The organism is Dactylosporangium sp. NPDC050588 (genome assembly GCF_040654975.1).
GTDB classification, from domain to species: Bacteria; Actinomycetota; Actinomycetes; order Mycobacteriales; family Micromonosporaceae; genus Dactylosporangium; species Dactylosporangium maewongense.
The window spans coordinates 1-20,106 of record NZ_JBFAJA010000149.1 but is presented as its reverse complement, the minus strand read 5'-3'; the positions used below and the strand labels follow the sequence as shown (position 1 = coordinate 20,106).

18 protein-coding genes and 1 riboswitch are annotated in these 20,106 nt (G+C 72.8%); of the genes, 14 read left to right on the top strand and 4 right to left on the bottom strand.

All coding sequences use genetic code 11. From position 1 onward, the window contains the following. Positions 1-228 precede the first annotated feature (228 nt). From rpoZ to AB0I21_RS54910, 5 genes are all read left to right on the top strand, one after another. Positions 229-495 (top strand): DNA-directed RNA polymerase subunit omega, encoded by a 267-nt coding sequence (rpoZ, locus tag AB0I21_RS54930; RefSeq protein ID WP_033356843.1) that lies wholly within the window; start codon positions 229-231, stop codon positions 493-495. A 6-nt stretch (positions 496-501) separates the two neighbouring features. Next, a complete protein-coding gene (gene coaBC, locus AB0I21_RS54925; RefSeq protein WP_360573649.1) occupies positions 502-1,731 on the top strand; it encodes a bifunctional phosphopantothenoylcysteine decarboxylase/phosphopantothenate--cysteine ligase CoaBC in 1,230 nt (409 codons plus the stop codon). 124 nt (positions 1,732-1,855) lie between these two features. Further along, positions 1,856-3,049, top strand: coding sequence for a methionine adenosyltransferase (metK, locus tag AB0I21_RS54920; RefSeq protein ID WP_344503570.1), 1,194 nt, complete (start codon positions 1,856-1,858; stop codon positions 3,047-3,049). A 194-nt stretch (positions 3,050-3,243) separates the two neighbouring features. Next, positions 3,244-5,301: a primosomal protein N' gene (locus AB0I21_RS54915; protein WP_360573647.1), complete on the top strand. Its 2,058-nt coding sequence runs from the start codon at positions 3,244-3,246 to the stop codon at positions 5,299-5,301. Between the two features lie 85 nt (positions 5,302-5,386). Then, entirely contained in the window at positions 5,387-6,424 is a 1,038-nt protein-coding gene (locus AB0I21_RS54910) for a class I SAM-dependent methyltransferase (RefSeq protein ID WP_360573645.1), read from the top strand. Here the strand turns inward: AB0I21_RS54910 and AB0I21_RS54905 are convergent. From AB0I21_RS54905 to AB0I21_RS54895, 3 genes are all read right to left on the bottom strand, one after another. Next, positions 6,413-6,982: an AAA family ATPase gene (locus AB0I21_RS54905; protein WP_360573643.1), complete on the bottom strand. Its 570-nt coding sequence runs from the start codon at positions 6,980-6,982 to the stop codon at positions 6,413-6,415. The two genes, AB0I21_RS54910 and AB0I21_RS54905, sit on opposite strands and share 12 nt — an antisense overlap. Further along, positions 6,979-8,709 carry an ABC transporter ATP-binding protein gene (locus AB0I21_RS54900; protein WP_360573641.1) on the bottom strand — a complete coding sequence of 577 codons (1,731 nt, stop codon included), beginning with the start codon at positions 8,707-8,709 and terminating at the stop codon, positions 6,979-6,981. The genes AB0I21_RS54905 and AB0I21_RS54900 overlap by 4 nt, the downstream gene beginning before the upstream one ends. 122 nt (positions 8,710-8,831) lie before the next feature. After that, on the bottom strand, positions 8,832-9,881 hold the full coding sequence (locus AB0I21_RS54895) for an amidohydrolase family protein (RefSeq protein WP_360573639.1): 1,050 nt from the start codon (positions 9,879-9,881) through the stop codon (positions 8,832-8,834). 49 nt (positions 9,882-9,930) lie between these two features. On the opposite strand from AB0I21_RS54895, the gene def reads away from it, so the two are divergent. The 3 genes from def to AB0I21_RS54880 are packed head-to-tail and all read left to right on the top strand — an operon-like array spanning position 9,931 to position 12,889. Further along, positions 9,931-10,476, top strand: a complete 546-nt coding sequence (def, locus tag AB0I21_RS54890) for a peptide deformylase (protein WP_344503576.1) — start codon at positions 9,931-9,933, stop codon at positions 10,474-10,476. Beyond that, positions 10,473-11,441, top strand: a complete 969-nt coding sequence (gene fmt, locus AB0I21_RS54885) for a methionyl-tRNA formyltransferase (protein ID WP_360573636.1) — start codon at positions 10,473-10,475, stop codon at positions 11,439-11,441. The genes def and fmt overlap by 4 nt, the downstream gene beginning before the upstream one ends. Further along, complete coding sequence (locus tag AB0I21_RS54880) at positions 11,438-12,889, top strand: RsmB/NOP family class I SAM-dependent RNA methyltransferase (protein ID WP_360573634.1); 1,452 nt, start codon at positions 11,438-11,440, stop codon at positions 12,887-12,889. Before fmt ends, AB0I21_RS54880 begins: the two co-directional genes overlap by 4 nt. Positions 12,890-13,485: 596 nt before the next feature. Here AB0I21_RS54880 and AB0I21_RS54875 read toward each other — a convergent pair. After that, on the bottom strand, positions 13,486-13,977 hold the full coding sequence (locus tag AB0I21_RS54875; protein WP_360573632.1) for a hemerythrin domain-containing protein: 492 nt from the start codon (positions 13,975-13,977) through the stop codon (positions 13,486-13,488). Positions 13,978-14,032: 55 nt separating this feature from the next. Here AB0I21_RS54875 and rpe point away from each other — a divergent pair, with 55 nt between their 5' ends. The 6 genes from rpe to ribH all read left to right on the top strand — a co-directional run bounded on the left by rpe (position 14,033) and on the right by ribH (position 19,443). Next, entirely contained in the window at positions 14,033-14,692 is a 660-nt protein-coding gene (gene rpe / locus AB0I21_RS54870) for a ribulose-phosphate 3-epimerase (protein ID WP_360573630.1), read from the top strand. Positions 14,693-14,798: 106 nt separating this feature from the next. After that, positions 14,799-15,752, top strand: a complete 954-nt coding sequence (locus tag AB0I21_RS54865; protein WP_344503580.1) for a response regulator — start codon at positions 14,799-14,801, stop codon at positions 15,750-15,752. Between the two features lie 69 nt (positions 15,753-15,821). Then, positions 15,822-15,966: riboswitch (FMN riboswitch) on the top strand. 124 nt (positions 15,967-16,090) lie between these two features. Next, complete coding sequence (gene ribD, locus AB0I21_RS54860) at positions 16,091-17,122, top strand: bifunctional diaminohydroxyphosphoribosylaminopyrimidine deaminase/5-amino-6-(5-phosphoribosylamino)uracil reductase RibD (protein ID WP_360573628.1); 1,032 nt, start codon at positions 16,091-16,093, stop codon at positions 17,120-17,122. Between the two features lie 4 nt (positions 17,123-17,126). Beyond that, positions 17,127-17,723, top strand: a complete 597-nt coding sequence (locus AB0I21_RS54855) for a riboflavin synthase (protein ID WP_360573626.1) — start codon at positions 17,127-17,129, stop codon at positions 17,721-17,723. Beyond that, a complete protein-coding gene (locus AB0I21_RS54850) occupies positions 17,723-18,967 on the top strand; it encodes a bifunctional 3,4-dihydroxy-2-butanone-4-phosphate synthase/GTP cyclohydrolase II (RefSeq protein ID WP_360573624.1) in 1,245 nt (414 codons plus the stop codon). Before AB0I21_RS54855 ends, AB0I21_RS54850 begins: the two co-directional genes overlap by 1 nt. Next, on the top strand, positions 18,967-19,443 hold the full coding sequence (gene ribH, locus AB0I21_RS54845) for a 6,7-dimethyl-8-ribityllumazine synthase (RefSeq protein ID WP_344503583.1): 477 nt from the start codon (positions 18,967-18,969) through the stop codon (positions 19,441-19,443). Before AB0I21_RS54850 ends, ribH begins: the two co-directional genes overlap by 1 nt. The last annotated feature ends 663 nt before the right edge of the window (positions 19,444-20,106 follow it).

The following is a 20,106-nucleotide window of genomic DNA, read 5'->3' as shown; positions in this document are numbered from 1 at the left end:
CCCCGTCGCGTTCGACTACCTGAAACCGTCCACAGTGGAAGAAGCGGTGACGGCGCTCGGCTCGTCCGACGACGCCAAGGTGCTCGCCGGCGGGCGCGAGCGGCGGGTCCCGCCGGGGGATTCTCACCCCGGACCCCCGATGCTCGCTGCGCTCCCACCACGTGCGCCCTGGGCTGGTAAGGTTTACGGGTTCGCGAGCTGTCAATTGGAAAGTCGTGAGGTTGTTTCGTGGCCGGAACCGTGGCAGACCCCCAGGGCATCACCAACCCGCCGATCGACGAGCTGCTGGAGAAGACCACCTCGAAGTACGCCCTGGTGATCTTCGCGGCGAAGCGGGCCCGTCAGGTCAACGCCTACTACAGCCAGCTGGGTGAGGGTCTTCTCGAATACGTGGGTCCCCTGGTGGAGACCACGCCGCAGGAGAAGCCGCTCTCGATCGCGCTGCGCGAGATCAACAGCGGCCTGCTGACCGCCGAGCGCATCGAAGAGGTCTAGTCCGACATGCACGCCGAGGACGACGGAGCCGGTGACCGGCCGAGGGTCGTTCTCGGCGTCGCCGGCGGGATCGCCGCCTACAAGGCCTGCGAGCTGCTGCGGCTGCTGACCGAGTCGGGGCACGACGTCCGGGTCGTGCCGACGGCGGCGGCGCTCACGTTCGTCGGCGAGGCCACCTGGGCCGCCCTGTCCGGCCGGCCGGTCAGCACCGACGTGTGGACCGGCGCCCACGAGGTCCCGCACGTCCGGCTCGGCCGCGAGGCCGACCTCGTCGTCGTCGCACCCGCCACCGCCGACCTTCTCGCGAAGGCCGCGCACGGGCTCGCCGACGACCTGCTCACCAACACGCTGCTCACCGCCCGGTGCCCGGTGCTCTTCGCGCCGGCGATGCACACCGAGATGTGGGAGCACCCCGCCACCCAGGCCAATGTCGCCACGCTCCGCTCCCGCGGCGTCGTGGTCCTGGAGCCCGACGTGGGGCGGCTCACGGGAGCCGACACCGGCAAGGGCCGGCTGCCCGCCCCGGCCGCGATCTTCGCCACCGCCCAGCGGCTCCTGCGCCGCGGCGGCCTCGCCGCCGACCTGGCCGGGCGGCACGTGGTCGTCACCGCCGGCGGCACCCGCGAGCCCATCGACCCGGTCCGCTTCATCGGCAACCGCTCCTCCGGCAAGCAGGGCTACGCGATCGCGCGGGCCGCCGTCGCCCGGGGGGCGCGGGTCACCCTCATCTCGGCCAACGTGGCGCTGCCCGACCCGGCCGGCGCCGACCTGGTCCGGGTCGAGACGACCGAGCAGCTGCGGGTCGCCACCCTGGACGCGGCCGCGAAGGCCGACGCCGTGGTCATGGCGGCCGCGCCGGCCGACTTCCGGCCCGCGGTCTTCGCCCCCGGCAAGATCAAGAAGGTGGACGGGACCGCGCCCACCCTGGAGCTCGTGACCAACCCTGACATCGCCGCGGAGCTCGGCGCGGCGAAGCCGGCGGGGCAGGTGCTCGTCGCGTTCGCCGCCGAGACCGCCGCGATCGAGCAGGCCGTCGCGAACGGTCACGAAAAGCTGCTCCGCAAGCGCGCGGACCTGATCGTCGTGAATGAGGTCGGGGTCGGCAAGACCTTCGGCGCGGAGCACAACCAGGCGGTCATCCTCGGCGCCGACGGGACCCGTTCGGCCCTGCCCGAACTGTCCAAAGACGACCTTGCCGATAGGATTTTAGATCTCGTAATCGACCGTTTGCCCTGATCATCCCGGTCCCACGACGATGTGACGGCCTGGAGTCCACCATGCCTTTGTCGGTTCTCGAGGGCCAAGTCGTACACTGCTGCGAAGCCAACCAAACCGACGCCGTAACCCCTGAGGAGCACCATTGGCCCGCCGCCTGTTCACGTCAGAGTCGGTCACCGAAGGTCACCCCGACAAGATTGCCGATCAGATCAGTGACGGCATCCTCGACGCGCTCCTCACGCAGGACGCCCGCAGCCGGGTCGCCGTCGAGACGCTCATCACCACCGGCCAGGTCCACGTCGCCGGTGAGGTGACCACCAGCGCCTACGCCGACATCGCGAAGATCGTCCGCGAGACGATCCTCGGCATCGGCTACGACTCTTCGAAGAAGGGCTTCGACGGCGCCTCCTGCGGCGTCAGCGTGTCGATCGGCGCCCAGTCGCCCGACATCGCCCAGGGCGTCGACTCCGCGATCGAGGTCCGCGAGGGCTCCGGCAGCGACAACCTCGACCTGCAGGGCGCCGGCGACCAGGGCATGATGTTCGGCTTCGCGTGCAGCGAGACGCCCGAGCTCATGCCGCTGCCGATCGCGCTCGCGCACCGGCTCGCGCGCCGCCTCTCCGCGGTCCGCAAGGACGGCACGATCCCCTACCTGCGGCCCGACGGCAAGACGCAGGTCACGATCGAATACGACGGCCTGCGCCCGGTCCGGCTGCACACGGTGGTCGTCTCCAGCCAGCACGCGCCCGACATCTCGCTCGAGTCGCTGCTGACCCCCGATGTGCGTGAGCACGTCATCGCCCCCGAGCTCGAGGGCCTGGGCCTGGAGACCGACGGCTACCGCCTGCTGGTCAACCCGACCGGCCGCTTCGAGATCGGCGGCCCGATGGGCGACGCCGGCCTCACCGGCCGCAAGATCATCGTCGACACCTACGGCGGCTACGCCCGCCACGGTGGCGGCGCGTTCTCCGGCAAGGATCCGTCGAAGGTCGACCGCTCCGCGGCGTACGCCACCCGCTGGGTCGCGAAGAACGTCGTGGCCGCCGGCCTGGCCGAGCGCTGCGAGGTCCAGGTCGCCTACGCGATCGGCAAGGCGCACCCCGTCTCGCTGTTCGTGGAGACCTTCGGCACCGAGGTGGTGCCGGTCGAGCGGATCGAGAAGGCCATCAACGAGGTCTTCGACCTGCGCCCGGCCGCGATCATCCGCGACCTTGACCTGCTCAAGCCGGTCTACCAGCAGACCGCGGCCTACGGTCACTTCGGTCGCGAGCTGCCCGGCTTCACGTGGGAGCAGGCGAGCCGCACGGCCGAGCTGAAGTCCGCCGCCGGCGCCTGATCCACACTTCGACATTGGCCGATCAATCTGATACCGGGATTGATCGGCCAACGTCTATTTCTGGCCTATCACAGGACGGTCTCTTCCCGTCACTGGAGCCGGTCGGGAAGGCCGCCGCGAAGGCCACCGGAAAAGCCGCCGCCGAGCGCGTCGCGGGAAAGTCGCGCACCGCCAGGCCCCGCGAGGCCGCCGCCGTGCTGCCGGTCGCCCGGATCTGCGTCGACGTGCCGCTGCCGCACCTGGACCGGCCGTTCGACTACCTGGTGCCCACCACCCTCGACGCGGTCGCCGTCCCAGGTGTCCGGGTGAAGGTCCGCTTCGCCGGCCAGCTCGCCGATGGGTTCCTGCTGGAGCGGGTCGCGGAGTCGGAGCACGGGGGCCGCCTGCAGTTCCTGGACAAGGTGGTGTCACCGGAGCCGGTGCTGCGGCCGGAGGTCGCCGCCCTGGCCCGCGAGGTCGCGGACCGCTACGCGGGCACCCTGTCCGACGTCCTCCGCCTCGCCGTCCCGCCCCGCCACGCGGCCACCGAGAAACGTTCCCCCGCCGATTCACCCTCCGCGCCGGCCGCCGACGAGGGCGCTCCGGACGAGGCCTCTTCGGACGCGGGGTCTCCGGACGAGGCTCCGTCGGGCGAGGCGTCTTCGGACGTGCCGTCTTCGGCGGCCGCCCAGGCCGCCAGGGTCCCGCCCGCCGCGGTGCCGGCGGTTTCCGAGGCCGGGTGGCGGCGGTATCCGGCGGGGGCGGCACTGCTGCGGGCCCTCGGCGACGGGCGGCGGCCGCACGCCGTGTGGACCGCGCTGCCCGGGGAGGACTGGCCGGCGCGGCTCGCCGAGGCCGCGGCGAGCACCCTCGCCGGCGGGCGCGGCGCGCTGATCGTCGTCGCGGACGCCCGGGACCTCGACCGGCTCGACGCGGCGATGACCGGTGCGCTCGGCGGCACGGGGGCGCACGTGGCGCTGTCCGCGGCGCTCGGGCCCGCCGAACGGTACCGGCGCTTCCTCGCCGCGGCGCGCGGGCACGTGAAGGTCGTCATCGGCACCAGGGCCGCCTGCTTCGCGCCCGTCGCCGACCTGGGCCTCGTCGCTGTCTGGGACGACGGCGACGACCTGCACGCCGAGCCCAGGGCGCCGTACCCGCACGCCCGGCAGGTCCTGCTCGCCCGGGCCGAACAGGCGGGGTGCGGGATCATCGTCGGGGGGTTCGCGCGTACCGCCGAAGCCCAGCAGCTCGTCGAGGCCGGCTGGGCCATCGAGGTCGCCGCCGGCAGGGACGTCGTGCGCCGGCACATGCCGCAGGTGGTGACCGTCGGCGAGGACGACCAGATGGCCCGCGACCCGGGAGCGGTCTCGGCCCGGCTGCCCACCGCCGCCTGGCGGGCCGCCCGCGACGCGCTGCTGCGGGACGCGCCGGTGCTCATCCAGGTGCCGCGGCGCGGGTACATCCCGTCGGTCGCCTGCGCCGAGTGCCACACCCCGGCCCGCTGCCCGAACTGCTCCGGACCCCTCGCGCTGCCGTCGGCGACCGCGCCGCCGTCGTGCCGGTGGTGCGGACGGGTCGCCGCCGCGTACGCCTGCCCGGAATGCCGCAGCAGACGCCTGCGCGCCTCCGTCGTCGGCGCGCGCCGGACCGCCGAGGAGCTCGCCCGGGCGTTCCCGGACACCCCGGTGCGGACCTCGGGCCGCGACGGCGTCCTCGCCACGGTCCCCGGCGAGGCGTCGATCGTCGTGTCGACCCCCGGCGCGGAGCCCGTGGCCCACGGCGGGTACGGCGCCGTCCTCCTCCTCGACACCTGGGCCCTGCTCACCCGCGCCGACCTGCGCGGCACCGAGGAGGCGCTGCGCCGCTGGCTGACCGCCGCGTCCCTGTGCCGGCACACCGGCACGGTCGTCGTGGTCGCCGACGCGTCGCTCGCGGTCGTGCAGGCGCTCGTGCGGTTCGACCCGGGCTGGCTCGCCGCCCGCGAGCTGGCCGACCGGCGCGAGCTCGGCTTCCCGCCGGTCGTGCGGATGGCGTCGCTGACGGGCGCGCCGGCCGCCGTCGCCGATCTCCTGGCGGCGGCGAAGCTGCCGCAGGGCGCGGAGGTCCTCGGCCCCGTCCCCGCCGCCGAAGGCCAGGAGCGGATGCTGGTCCGCACCGGCCGGTCCGGCGGCCGTGCCCTCACCCTCGCCCTGCGCTCCGCCGCCGGCCTGCGCTCCGCCCGCAAGGCCACCGATCCCGTCCGGGTCCAGGTCGACCCCCTCGATCTGCTCTGACCAGCTCTGACCTGCTGCTCTGCCGTTGTGATTCGCCCTGTTTCTCGCTCCGGAGTCACCCTGGACGGGCGGTTGCATGGAAGGCATGGGTACCGAACGGTTCAACGAGCTCCTGGAGCGTGCCGTCGCCGACCTCGGCGCGTGCCCGTCGGCCGGGCTGATCGCGGTGGGGGATCGGACGGGCCTGTTCGCCGCGCTGCGGCAGGGCCCCGCGACGACCGCCGAGCTGGCGCGGCGGTCCGGGACCGCGGAGCGCTACGTCCGCGAGTGGGCCGGCGCGCTCACCGCGGGCGGCTACCTGACGCACGACGGCGGCACGTACGCGCTGAGCCCCGAGCAGCACGTCCTGCTCGACCCCGACGGTCCGGTGAACCTGCCGGCGGCGGCCGAGCTCTGCCTCGCGATCCTGCGCGACACCGACCGGCTCGAACGCGCCTTCCGCACCGGCGAGGGCATCGGCTGGGGCGAGCACGACGAGGCGCTGCACGCGGGCGTCGCCGCGTTCTACCGGCCCGGCTACGCCCAGCACCTCATCAGCGGGTGGCTGCCGGCCCTCGACGGCGTCACCGACCGGCTGCGCGCCGGCGGCAGCGTCGCCGACATCGGCTGCGGGCACGGCGCCGCGACCGTCCTCATCGCCGAGGCGTTCCCGGCCGCGACGGTCACCGGCTTCGACGCGCACCCGGGGTCGGTCGCCGCCGCGACGGCCGCCGCGGCGAAGGCCGGCGTCCGGGCCGAGTTCGAGGTCGCGACCGCCGCCGGGTTCCCCGCGCCTCCGGGTGGCGGCTACGACCTGGTGACGATCTTCGACGCGCTGCACGACCTCGGCGACCCCCTCGGGGCCGCCCGGCGGGTCCGGGAGACCCTGCGCGAGGACGGCACCTGGCTGATCGTCGAACCCCTGGCCGGGGACCGGGTCGAGGACAACCTGCACCCGCTCGGGCGGCTCTTCTACGGCGCGTCGACGTACCTGTGCGTGCCGCACGCCATCTCCGAGGGCGGCGCCGCACTGGGCGCGCAGGCGGGCGCGGCGCGGTTGACCGGGCTGCTCACCGAGGCCGGGTTCACCGACGTACGGGTCGTCGCCACCACGCAGACCAACCTGGTCCTGTCAGCCCGCTAGCAGGGCCCTGAGGGCCGCCTCCAGGGGCGGGGCGCCCTCGCGGTTGTCCACCTCGCGGTGCGGGACCGCCGGTGGCCGGTCCGGCGGGATCGCCGCGAGGAAGTCGTCCCACCGGTCCAGCTTCTGACCGTCGCGGTGCGAGCCGCGGGCCAGGAGCCGGGCCCGCAGCGTCGCCGGGTCGGAGCGGACCCACACCAGGTGGACGGCGTCGCCGCCGAGCGAGGACACGAACCCGGCCCACCGGCCCGCGTCGGAGATCTGGCCGGTGAACGGCGCGGACAGCACCACCGGGCAGCCGCGGGCGCGGATCTCGCGGGCGGTGGCGGCGAGCCCCGCGTATTCGTGCAGCTTGATGTTGGCGTCGTACCAGACGCCCTCGCGCTCACCCGGGGACCGGCCGGCGGCGGCGAGGGTGGCGGCGACGAACCCGCCGTAGAGCGTGTCCTTGTCCAGCAGCGCCGGGACCGGGTCGAGCAGCCCGATCAGCACGTCCGCGACCGTCGACTTGCCCGCCCCCGGCGGCCCGGCCACCACCCAGACGTCGGCCGGACCGGTCATGCCACGAGCAACTGGTTGGTGGCCAGCTCGCGGTACAGCTCGCTGGAGTCGAGCAGGTCGGCGTGCCGGCCGGTGGCGACGACCCGGCCGCCCTCCATGACCACGATCTGGTCCGCGTCGACGACGGTCGACAGGCGGTGCGCGACGACGATCATCGTCCGATTGTGCGCCACCGTGTCGATCGCCTGACGCAATGCCACCTCGTTGCGCGCGTCGAGGTTGGACGTCGGCTCGTCCAGCAGCAGGATCGGTGGCGCGGCCAGCAGCGTCCGGGCGATCGCGAGCCGCTGCCGCTCCCCGCCGGACAGCAGCACCCCGCCCTCGCCGACCTGCGCGTCCAGGCCGAGCGGGGTCCGCTCGACGACGTCGGCGAGGTTGACCGCGTCGAGGACCTCCAGCATCTGCGCGTCGGTGGCGCTGGGCGTGGTGAGCCGCAGGTTCTCCCGCAGTGTCCCGGCGAGGACCGGCGCCTCCTGCTCCACGTAGCCGAGCTGGGCGCGCAGCGCCTGCCGCGGCAGGTCCCGCACGTCCACGCCGGCGACCCGGACGGTGCCGGCGGTCGCGTCGTAGAACCGCTCGACGAGCTGCAGCAGCGTCGACTTGCCCGCCCCGGAGGGGCCGACGAGGGCGGTGCGGGTGCCGTACGCCACCGTGAACGACACATCGCGCACGACCGGCTCCAGCGAGGCCGCGTAGCCGAACGTGACCCCCTCGAACGCGACGGCGACGGGGGAGTCCGCCACCGCGGCGGTGCCCGCGTCCTCCTCCAGGGGCACGACCAGGATGTCCTGCATCCGCTGCAACGCGCCCAGCCCGGTCTGCAGCTGCGTGTACGCGTGCAACGCCTGGCCGAGGGGCATGACCAGGAAGAACAGGAAGAGCACGAACGCGACCAGGTCACCGACGGAGATGGTGCCGTTCGCGACGCGGGCGCCGCCGACGCCGAGCAGCAGCAGGAACGCGCCCTGGATCGCGGCGACGCTGGCCGGACCGACGAGCGCCTGCAGCTTCGCGATCCGCACGCCCGCGCGGTACGCCTCCTCGGCGCCGGACTCGACGGTGGCGACCTCACGGTCCTCCGCGTTGCTCGCCCGGATCGTGCGGGCCGCGGTCAGTGCCCGCTCGACGGCGCTGGTCATGTCGCCGATGCGGGCCTGCGCCTCCTCCGAGGCGGGCCGGACCCGGCGGGAGAAGATCACCGCGATCGACAGGCCCAGCGCGAGACCGCCACCGGCGGTGAGGAACAGGACCGGGTCGAGCAGCAGCATCGCGACGCCGGCGCCGACGACCATGACGGCGCCGGTGACGGTCTCGAACAGGCCGGACGTCACGACGGCCCGCAGGAGCGTCGTGTCGGCGCCGACGCGGGACAGCAGGTCGCCGGTGCGGCGCTGGTCGTACTCGGCGATCGGCAGCCGCAGCAGGTGCCGGGTCAGCCGCCGGCGGGCGGTCAGCACGAGCCCCTCGGCGGTGCGCTGCAGCAGGTAGTCGCGCAGCGCGTTGAGCACCGCGACGGCGGCGAGGACCGCGACCAGCAGCGCGACGGTCCGCCCGACCGCCTCCGAGGCCTGCAGGCCGTCGAGGATGTCGCGGGTCAGCAGCGGCTGGGCGAGGGTCGTGACGGATCCGAGCAGCGACAGCACGCCGACGACGACGAGCGTCCGGCGGTGGTCACGCAGGTACGGCAGGAGGGAACGCAGCGAGACGGCATCCTTCTTGGTGGCCACCTGGCCGAGGCTAGCCCTGTTGTGCTGAGTGTCCCCTGAGTCCTCGGTTTGCTGGGCGTCCCCTGAGTCGCTACTTCGCCGTGCGTCCCTGAGCCGCTACTTCGCTGGGCGTCCCTGAGTCGCTACTTTGCTGGGCGTCCCCTGAGGAGCACCAGTGACGGGTGCCGGAGCGCCTCGGGCGTCACCCTCGGGTCGGCGGTGACCGCGACGAGGTCGGCGGGCGCGCCCTCCTCGATGCCCTGGAACCCGAGGTAGCGGCGGGCGTCCCAGCACGCGGCGCCGACCGCGGCGGCCGGCGGCAGCCCCGCCGCGACCAGGTGCCCGATCTCCGCGACGACGTCGCCGTGGCCGAGGGAGTCGGTGCCGGCGAGGACGGTCACGCCGGCCTCCCACGCGTCGACGGTCGCGGTGCGCAGGCTCTCGACCCCGCCGAGGAACCAGTCCTTGCGCGGCCCCTCCGGCTTCGTGCGCACGTTGTCGACGTGGCCGATGAAGCCCGTCCACGTCGGGGTCACCGCGCCGCCCCGCGCGGCGAGCACGTCGAGCAGGTCGGGCGTCAGGAACCAGGCGTGCTCGATCGAGTCGACACCGGCCAGGACCGCGGCGCGGGTGCCCTCGGCGGTCTGGCAGTGGGCGGCCACCCGCCCGTTCACCGCGTGCACGGCGTCGCAGAGCTCCCGCAGTACCGACTCCGGGGTCTTGATCCGGTCGAACTCCCAGTCGCCGTAGGTCTTGCACCAGCCGTCGTTGGCGAGGGCCTGCGCGACGCCTTCCGCGGCCAGGTCGCTGGTTTTGGTTTGCAGGTCGTCCAGGTCCTCCAAGCCGTCCCAGGCCAGCCACGGGCCGGCGGTGACGAGCCGCGGCACGGCGGCGTCCTCGCGGAGGCTTGCCGGGATCGGCTCCCGATGCCCCGGCACGCGCAACAGGAGGGTGCCGTCGCCCGTGTACTGCCGGGCGGCCGCCGCGAACAGCTCCGGGTCGAACGCCATCGTGTCCGCGTGGTGGCCCAGGTGCGCGTGGGCGTCGACGAGACCCGGCAGGATGAACCCGCCCTCGTGGACCGTGGTCACGTCGCCGGACGGGCGTTGGAAGGTGAGCCGGTCGCCGAGCACCCAGATGTCGCGGACGTCACCGTCCGGCAGCACGGTGCCACGCAGGTGGAGGCTCGTCATCGGGCCACACTAGACTTGTTTGACTCGAACCAGATATGGGGTGCCTCGTTTGACCGTCCAGTCCGTCCGCCTCTTCGGCGACCCGGTGCTGCGCACGCCCGCCGACAGCGTCGTGGACTTCGACCGTGAGCTGCGCAAGCTGGTCAAGGACCTGCTCGACACCATGGGCCAGCAGAACGGGACCGGCCTCGCCGCCCCGCAGATCGGCGTCGGGCTGCGCGTGTTCACCTTCGATGTCGACGACGTCATCGGGCACCTGGTCAACCCGGTGCTCGAGTTCCCCGACGAGGAGGAGCAGGACGGTCCCGAGGGCTGCCTGTCGATCCCGGGCGTCTACGTGGACACCAAGCGCCGGCAGAACGTGATCGCCAAGGGCTTCAACGAGCACGGCGACCCGATCCAGATCGTCGGCACCGGGCTGATGGCGCGCTGCGCCCAGCACGAGACCGACCACCTCGACGGGGTCCTGTTCGTCGACCGGCTCGACGCCGACCGGCGCAAGCAGGCGATGAAGGAGATCCGGGCGGCGGAGTGGTACAACCCCGACGCCCCGCCGGTCGTGAAGACCAGCCCGCACGGTCTGTTCGGCCGGTGAGGCTCGTCTTCGCGGGGACGCCCGCCGTGGCGCTGCCCGCCCTCGACGCGATCGCCGCCTCCTCGCACGACCTGGTCGCCGTGGTGACCCGCCCCGACGCGCCCTCCGGCCGCGGCCGGCAGCTGGTGCCGTCGCCGGTCAGCGCCTGGGCGCAGGAGCGGGGCATTCCCGTCCTGACTCCCGAGCGGCCGCGTGAGCCTGCGTTCCTGGACCGGCTCCGTGAGCTGGCGCCCGACTGCTGCCCGGTCGTCGCGTACGGCGCGCTGGTGCCGCGGGTCGCGCTCGACATCCCCCGGTTCGGGTGGATCAACCTGCACTTCTCGCTGCTGCCCGCGTGGCGCGGCGCGGCCCCGGTCCAGCACGCCGTCCTGCACGGCGACGACATGACCGGCGCCAGCGTGTTCCTCCTGGAGGAGGGCCTGGACACCGGCCCCGTCTACGGCACGCTCACCGAGCCCGTCGGCGCCCGCGACACCTCCGGCGACCTGCTGTCGCGGCTCGCCGACTCCGGCGCCTCGCTGCTGGTCTCCGTCCTGGACGGCATCGCCGCCGGCTCGCTCGCCGCCGTGCCGCAGGCGCACGAGGGCATCTCCCTCGCGCCGAAGCTCACCGTGGACGACGCCCTCGTCCGCTGGGGCGACCCGGCCTTCGCCGTCGACCGGCGGGTCAGGTCCTGCACGCCCGCCCCCGGCGCCTGGACGACCCTGCGCGGCGACCGGTTGAAGCTCGGCCCGGTCACGCCGGTCACCGCCGCCTCCGTCATCGGCGGCGGCGCGACGCTCGGGCCGGGCGTGGTCGCCGTCGAACGCAACCGGGTCCTGGTCGGCACCGGCACGGTGCCGGTCGCGTTGGGCACGGTCACCGCACCCGGGAAGAAGGCCATGCCCGCGGACGCCTGGGCGCGTGGCGCCCGCATCGAGTCCGGCGTGGTGCTCGGCGCCCCGGCTTCCGGAGCCTCGTCTTGAGGTCGCCCCGGCGGGGGCCGGGGCCGCGCCCGGCGGGTGCCCGTGACGACCGGCTCGTCCGGCCGCCGCGCGGTGGCCGCCCGGCGATCGACCCCGCCCGCGAGGCCGCCTATGAGGCCGTCGCCGCCGTGCACCGCGACGACGCGTACGCCAACCTCGTGCTGCCGAAGCTGCTCCGCGAGACCGGGGTCACCGGCCGCGACGCCGCGTTCGCGACCGAGCTGACCTACGGCACGCTCCGCCAGACCGGCACCCTGGACGCGATCGTCGCCGCCGCCGCGGACCGTGCCGTGGACCGCATCGACCCGCCCGTCCGCGACGCGCTGCGGATCGGCGCCTACCAGCTGCTCAACATGCGCGTCGGCGCGCACGCCGCGGTCGCGACCACCGTCGACCTGGTCCGCTCGCTGGTCCCGGGCGCCGCCGGCTTCGCCAACGCCGTCCTGCGCCGCGTCGCCGAGTCCGACCGCGACGCGTGGCTGACCCGGCTGGCCCCCGCCGACCCGTTCGAGGCGGCCGCGCTCAACCACGCGCACCCGCAGTGGATCGTGCGCGCCTTCGCCGACGCGCTCGGCTCGCTCGACGAGGCGGAGCTCGCCCTCGACGCCGACAACCTCGCCCCGCCCGTGCACCTGTGCGCCCGGCCCGGCCTGCTCGACCCCGCTTCGTTCGCCGCGTCGCTGCGGGGCGCCTCCGTCGGGCGGTACTCGCCCTACGCGGTCGTGCTGACCGGCGGCGGCGACCCGGCCGGCATCGCCGCCGTCCGCGACGGCCGCGCCCACGTGCAGGACGAGGGCAGCCAGCTCGTCGCCGCCGCGTTGGTCGCGGCTCCGCTCTCCGGGCTTTCCGGTCGCGACGAGCGGTGGCTCGACCTGTGCGCCGGCCCCGGCGGCAAGGCGGGCCTGCTCGGCGCGCTCGCCCGCACCCGCGATGCGCACGTGACCGCCGTCGAGGTCGCCCACCACCGGGCGGCACTGGTCGCCAAGGCCACCGAGGGACTGCCCGTCTACACGATCCACGCCGACGGCCGCGACGTGGGCAAGGACGCGGACCTGCCCGAGGGCGGCTTCGACCGGGTCCTCGTCGACGCCCCGTGCACCGGCCTCGGCGCCCTGCGCCGCCGCCCCGAGGCCCGCTGGCGCCGCCAGCCGTCGGACCTGCCCCCGCTGACCCGTTTGCAGCGCGAGCTGCTGCAGTCCGCGTTCCGGGCGGTCCGGCCGGGCGGGGTGGTCGCCTACGTCACCTGCTCCCCGCACCAGGCGGAGACCGAGGTCTCGGTCACGGAGGCGGCCCGCCGCTCCCAGATCGACATGGACCTCATCGACGCCCGCCCCTTCCTGCCGTCCTCCCTGCCCGACCTGGGCACCGGCCCGACAGTCCAGCTCTGGCCCCACCGCCACGGCACCGACGCCATGTTCCTGGCCCTGCTCCGCCGCTCCGACAAGTAACCCCGCCGACCACCCTCACCCACCACCCTGCGCTGCTGTTGCCTGGCCCGGCTTCTGCTTGGCCCGGCTTTTGCCTGCGCTGTTTCTGCCTGGCTCGGCTTGTGCCTGGCTCGAATTGCTTGGCCCGGTCCTGCCGAGCCCGGCCCTGCCACCCCGTGCTCGACCCTTCTCTGTCGACCCACGCACAGACGTTGATCAATGCCCAGGTTTGCGGCTTTCCATCGATAGACATTGCGCGATCCACCCCCAATTTGAAGATCATCTTGTAGGTGGATCGCGCAACTTCGATAGAACAAAGGCCACAAAAGCGGGCATTGATCAACGTCGGTTTGGAGTGGGCTGGGAGCCGGGCGCTGTGCGGGTTGAGCCTCTGCCGGGTAGCTCTGGCGGGCTGCAGTCTTCGCGACGAGCTGGTCCAGTGCGGCCTGGCCTTCCTGATATGTGCTGGCCTCTGTCCTGCTCGGCGTTGATGGGGTGAAGGCTGCGCGGGCTGGCATTGATCAACGCATGTGGGGGTGCGGCGGTGGCGGTGGGGGTGGTTGGCTTGACCGTGCAGCGATGTTGGTCAGGGTGTTGATGGTGTGAGGGTGTGGGTGTCAGTCGGGGAGGAGGGCGGCGACGGCGGTGCGGGTGCCGCAGGAGAGGGTGATCAGCCGGTCGCGTTCGGCGAGCCAGGCGTCGCCGAGGGCCTGGCGGGTCGCCGGGTCCAGACCGCGGGCGTCGTTGATCAGGGTGCGCTCCTCCTCGTCGAGGTGGTGGTAGAGCGAGTTCGCGAGCTTGCTGACGGCCTTGTCGAAGGCGGGCGACGTCATGTCGGGCACGTCCAGCAGGGCGAGGAGGCGGCGGTGGCCGTCGAGGTGCTCGTCCTCGCCGTGCTCGACGTGGCCGTCGCCGCCGGTGAGCTCGCGCAGCTTCGGGTACACCTCGGACTCCTCGGCGGTGGCGTGCGCGACGAGAAGGTCGGCGAGCTCGGTCAAGGTGCGCCGCCGGTGGCCTTCGAGATCCGCGGCGGAGCGGTCGCGCAGGGAGCGGAGCAGCGTCTCGAAGCGCACATGATCGGCGACGATCACATCGACGACATCAGCCATCCACCGATTGTCCCCCATATCCGGCGGAAGGCGTACCGTCGCCTAGAGTGCTGATGTGAGCAACACCGTGATCGCACCGTCCATTCTCGCCGCGGACTTCGCGCGGCTCGCCGAGTCCGCCGGGGTGGTGGAGGGCAGCGCCGACTGGCTGCACGTGGATGTCATGGACTACCACTTCGTGCCCAATCTGACGATCGGGCTGCCGGTGGTGCAGAGCCTGCGGAAGGCGACCACGCTGCCGTTCGACTGCCACCTGATGATCGCGGACCCGGCGCGGTGGGCGACGCAGTACGCGGAGGCGGGGGCGTACAACGTCACGTTCCACGCCGAGGCGGCCACGGACCCGGTCGCGATCGCGAAGGACCTGAGGAAGGCCGGCAGCCGGGCCGGGCTCGCGATCGACCGGGACACGCCTGTCGAGGGGTACCTGGAGCTGCTGCCGCACTTCGACCTGCTGCTGATCATGACGATCAAGGCGGGGTTCGGCGGGCAGGCGTTCATCCCGGAGCTGCTGGACAAGGTCAGGACCGCGCGCCGGCACGTCGACACGGGCCATCTCGAGCTGCGCATTGAAGTTGACGGTGGAGTGGCCGACGATACGATCGCGGCCTGCGCGGAGGCGGGTGCCGACACGTTCGTGGCGGGCACCGCGGTCTTCGGCGCAGAGGACCCGGCCGCCGCGGTGCGCAGGCTCCGCGCCCTGGCGAACGGCTGACAACGCGAACGGCTGACAACGCGAACGGCCAACAACGTGAACGGCTAACAACGCGAACGGCTGAACGACCGAAGCGAACGGCTGAGACAACCGAAGAGGACAGCGCATGGGCGAGCCCGACACCATCCTCGTCGTCGACGACGACGTCGACATCGCCCGGTTCATCGAGGTCAACCTGAAGCTCGAGGGCTACCGGGTGCTGCTCGCCCACGACGGCGCCACGGCGCTGCAGCTCGTCGAGGAGCACATGCCGGCCCTCGCGGTCGTCGACTGGATGATGCCGCAGCTGGACGGCCTGGAGCTGACCCGGCGGCTGCGGGCCGACCCGATGACGGCGCCGATCCCGGTGATCCTGCTGACCGCGCGCGGGCAGACCGCGGACAAGGTCATCGGGCTGCAGGCGGGTGCCGACGACTACCTGGTGAAGCCGTTCGACACCCTGGAGCTGGTCGCGCGGGTGCGCTCCACGCTGCGCCGCAACCAGGAGAACCGTGAGGTGTCGCCGCTGACCGGCCTGCCCGGCAACAGCCGCATCCTGCGCGAGATCACCGACCGGGCGCGGGCCGGCGCCGACTTCGCCGTCTCGCACGTCGACATCGACCGGTTCAAGGCCGTCAACGACGTGTACGGGTTCGCCCGCGGCGACGAGTTCATCACCTCGCTCGCCCGGGCGCTGCACCGTGCCGTGGTCGAGGTCGGGCTGCCGCCGGCGTTCCTCGGCCACATCGGCGGCGACGACTTCCTCGTCGTGTGCAGCCCCGACCAGCTCAAGCCGCTGACGACGAAGGCGATCCTGGAGTTCCAGGCGGCGTCGGACGCGCTCTACGACCCGTCCGACGCGGAGCGCGGCTTCGTCGAGGTCGTGCAGCGCAACGGCGAGGTCCAGCAGGCCAACCTGGTCACCCTGTCGATCGGGGTGGCGATCGGACAGGCGGCCGCCGGCGGGCAGCTCACCGACCCGCGCGAGGTCATCGCGATCGCCACCGACATGAAGTCCGTGGCGAAGAAGCACAACGGCAACTACGTCGCTGTCGACCGCCGCAGTGCGCTGCACCTGTGATGTATGTCCCTGGGTAAGGACCGGGTCGGTCGCCGCGGAAATGTGCAAGACTCAGGTTACGTACCCACCACGCGCTGGCGGGGCTCGGTGAAATTCCGAACCGGCGGTAAGCGGTCGTAGACCGCGAGCCCGCGACCCGGTCGAAGCCATCGGCCGGTGGATCTGGTGTGAGTCCAGAGCCGACGGTCAAAGTCCGGATGGGAGTTCAGCGCGCGGGATCCGGTGTCCGTTTCGACGGGCGCCTGGGGGCTGGCCTGCGCATCTGCGCATTCCCGCACCCCGCCCGCAGCCGTCCCCATCAGCCTCCCGACGCGTGACCACACCGCGCGGAGAGGGCCATGGACGCAGACGCAGATGCCAGCCACATGCGGCGTGCCGTCGAGCTGTCCCTGCGCAGCCTCGGCGAGACCAGCCCCAACCCCAACGTCGGCTGCGTCCTCGTCGGCCCCGGTGGCGACGTCGTCGGCGAGGGCCGCACGGCACCCGCCGGAGGGTCGCACGCCGAGGTCAGCGCCCTTGCGGCGGCCGGCGAGCTGGCCCGGGGGGCCACCGCTTACGTCACCCTCGAACCGTGCGACCACACCGGCCGCACCGGCCCCTGCACGCAGGCCCTGATCGCGGCCGGGGTCGCCCGCGTCGTCGTCGCCGTCCGCGACCCGAATCCGGTCGCCGCGGGCGGCGCGGAGACGCTCCGCGGTGCCGGTGTCCAGGTCGACATCGTCACCGACGACGCCGCGCGCGACGCGATGATCGGCTGGCTGACCGCGGTCGGGCGGGGCACGCCGTACGTGATCTGGAAGTTCGCCGCCACGCTCGACGGGCGCTCCGCCGCCGCCGACGGCACCAGCAAGTGGATCACCTCGCCGGAGGCCCGGGCCGACGTGCACCGCATCCGGGCCGGCGTCGACGCGATCATCGCCGGCATCGGCACCGTCCTCGCCGACGACCCGCAGCTCACCGTCCGCACGCCCGAGGGGCCCGCCGCCCGCCAGCCGCTGCGGGTCGTGGTGGAAGGCGGTAGTCGTACACCTGCCGCCGCGAAGATCCTGGACGGCTCGGCGCCGACGTTCGTGGCCGCCGCACCTGAGGGCGGAAGGGTCGACCTTCGCGGCATGCTGCGGCACCTGTACGACCAGGGCGTCCGCACTGCGCTGCTGGAAGGCGGCCCGACCCTGGCGGGCGCGTTCCTCGCCGACGGTCTGGTCGACCGGGTCGTCGCCTACCTCGCCCCGAAGCTGCTCGGCGCCGGTCCGGCCGCCCTGGGCGCCGCGGGAATCTCCACCATCGCCGAGGCATTGACGCTCGACGTTGTCGACCTTGCCGTGGTCGGGCCTGACGTGCGCCTGACGGCAACAGTGAAAGGTGCGTGACCCAGTGTTCACGGGCATCATCGAAGAGCTCGGCACGGTCGTCGCGATCGACCCGCTCGGCGACTCGGCGCGGCTGTCGATCCGCGGCGTGACCGTCACCTCCGACGCGGCTCACGGCGACTCCATCAGCGTCAACGGCGTCTGTCTCACCGTGGTCGACAACGACGGCGGCGTCTTCACCGCCGACGTGATGGGCGAGTCGCTGGACCGGTCCACGCTGGGCACGCTCACCGCGGGCTCCCCGGTCAACCTGGAGCGCGCCGCGACCATGGCCACCCGCCTCGGCGGTCACATCGTGCAGGGCCACGTGGACGGCGTCGGCGCGGTCCTGTCGCGGGAGGCCGGCGACCAGTGGGAGACCGTCACGTTCTCCCTTCCGCCGCAGCTCAGCCGGTACGTCGTGGAGAAAGGCTCCATCACCGTCGACGGCATCTCGCTGACCGTCATGGCGGTCACCGACGACACGTTCTCCGTCGGGCTCATCCCGACCACGCTCAAGCTCACGACGCTCGGTGCCAAGAGCGTCGGCGAGAAGGTCAACCTGGAGGTCGACATCATGGCCAAGTACGTCGAGAAGCTGCTGGCGAAGGGTGGCAAGTGATGGGATCGCCGGTCACGGGCCTGGACCCGATCGAGCGGGCGGTCAAGGACATCGCCGCCGGCAAGGCCGTCATCGTCGTGGACGACGAGGACCGCGAGAACGAGGGCGACCTGATCTTCGCCGCGGAGTTCGCCACTCCGGAGCTGGTCGCGTTCATGGTCCGCTACACGTCGGGCTACATCTGCGTGCCGATCATGGAGGCTGAGGCCGACCGGCTCGATCTGCCGCCGATGTACCGCACGAACCAGGACCGCCGCGGCACGGCGTACACCGTGACCGTCGACGCCAGGTTCGGCGGGACGACCGGCATCTCCGCCGCCGACCGGGCCCGCACGATCAGGCTCCTCGCGTCCGAGGACACCAAGCCGACCGACCTCACGCGCCCCGGGCACATCGTGCCGCTGCGGGCCAAGGAGGGCGGGGTCCTGCGCCGCGCCGGGCACACCGAGGCGGCCGTCGACCTCGCCTCCATGGCCGGCCTGCGCCCCGCGGGCGTGCTGTGCGAGATGGTCAACGACGACGGCACCATGATGCGCCTGCCCGACCTGCAGGCCTTCGCCAAGCAGCACGACCTGGCGCTGGTCAGCATCGCCGACCTCATCGCGTACCGCCGGCACACCGAGAAGCAGATCGAGCGGGTCGCCGAGACCCGGCTGCCGACCGAGCACGGCGTGTTCCGGGCCGTCGGGTACACGACCGAGTTCGACGACGGCGAGCACATCGCCCTCGTCTACGGCGACCTCGGCGACGGCGAGGACGTGCTCGTCCGCGTGCACTCCGAGTGCCTCACCGGCGACGTGTTCGCGTCGGTGCGCTGCGACTGCGGCCCCCAGCTGCACGCGTCCATGAAGCTGGTCGCCGCCGAGGGCCGCGGCGTGGTCCTCTACATGCGCGGCCACGAGGGGCGCGGCATCGGCCTGATCCACAAGCTGCAGGCGTACCAGCTGCAGGACCTCGGCCGGGACACCGTCGACGCCAACCTGGACCTCGGCCTGCCGGCCGACGCCCGCGACTACGGCACCGGCGCGCAGATCCTCGTCGACCTCGGCATCAAGACGATGCGCCTGTTGACGAACAACCCGGCAAAGCGGGCGGGTCTGGAAGGGTACGGTCTGTCCGTGCTGGGTCGCACGCCCCTGCCGACCCGGCCGCACCCGGAGAACGTGCGCTACCTGCGCACGAAGCGGGACCGCATGGGGCATCTGCTGGACGAGCTCGACGAGGTCGCGGAAGGACTTGCGTGATGGCTGGAATTGGCGCACCGGTGCTGCAGCGGGTTGACGGCACCGGACTGACCCTCGGCATCGTCGCCACCCGGTGGCACGCCGAGCTGGTCGACCACATGCTCAACCGGGCCATCGAGGCCGGCGAGGCGTCGAACGTCGACCACATCACCGTCGCCCGCGTCGACGGCGCCGTCGAGCTGCCCGTCCTGGCCCAGGCCCTGGCGCACCGCTTCGACGCGGTGGTCGCCCTGGGCGTGGTGGTCCGCGGCGACACGGCCCACTTCGAGTACGTCTGCCAGTCCGTCACGGACGGGCTGACCCGGGTCGCCCTGGACGAGTCGACCCCGGTCGCCCACGGCGTGCTGACGGTCGACAACCTGGACCAGGCCCGCGCCCGGGCCGGCCTGCCGGGCTCCCCGGAGGACAAGGGCTACTCGGCGACCTTGGCCGCCCTGGACGCCGCCCACGCCCTCCGCCAGGTAGCCAAGTCCTGACCCCACCGATGCCCCCTGATCCCGAACGATTCCGGTAGCCCTGCCAACCAGAACCGTTCGGGATCACGGCCGGTGCCCGAGGCCAGCTCGCACTGCGGGCTGCTGCCTCTGACCTCGTTTTCCGTGATCCGGAAGAGTTTGTGCTGTCATGGCGACATAAAGTCTTCCGGATCATGAGGGACGGCCATCGCGGGGTGATCCCGAACGGTTTCGGTGGCCCTGGCTACCGGAATGGTTCGGGATCATGGGCGGGTCCGATGCCGGCTCGCACTGCGGGCTGCTGCCTCTGACCTGGTTTTCCGTGATCCGGAAGAGTTTGTGCTGTCATGGCGACATAAAGTCTTCCGGATCATGAGAGGCGGCCACCGCGGGGTGATCGCGAATGGTTTCGGTGACTCTGGCTACCGGAATGGTTCGGGATCATGGGCGGGGCCCGATGCTGGCTCGTGCTGTGGGCTGCCTCTGACCTGGTTTTCCGTGATCCGGAAGAGTTTGTGCTGTCATAGCGACACAAAGTCTTCCGGATCATGAGGAGCCCCCACCCCAGCCACCGCGGAGGGTGGGCACGGGATGGGCGCGGATGCGCGATCCGGCCGCGCGGAGCGCTGGCTGTGCGAGCGCAGCGAGCATTGGGGGTCCGGGGTGAGAATCCCCCGGCGGGCC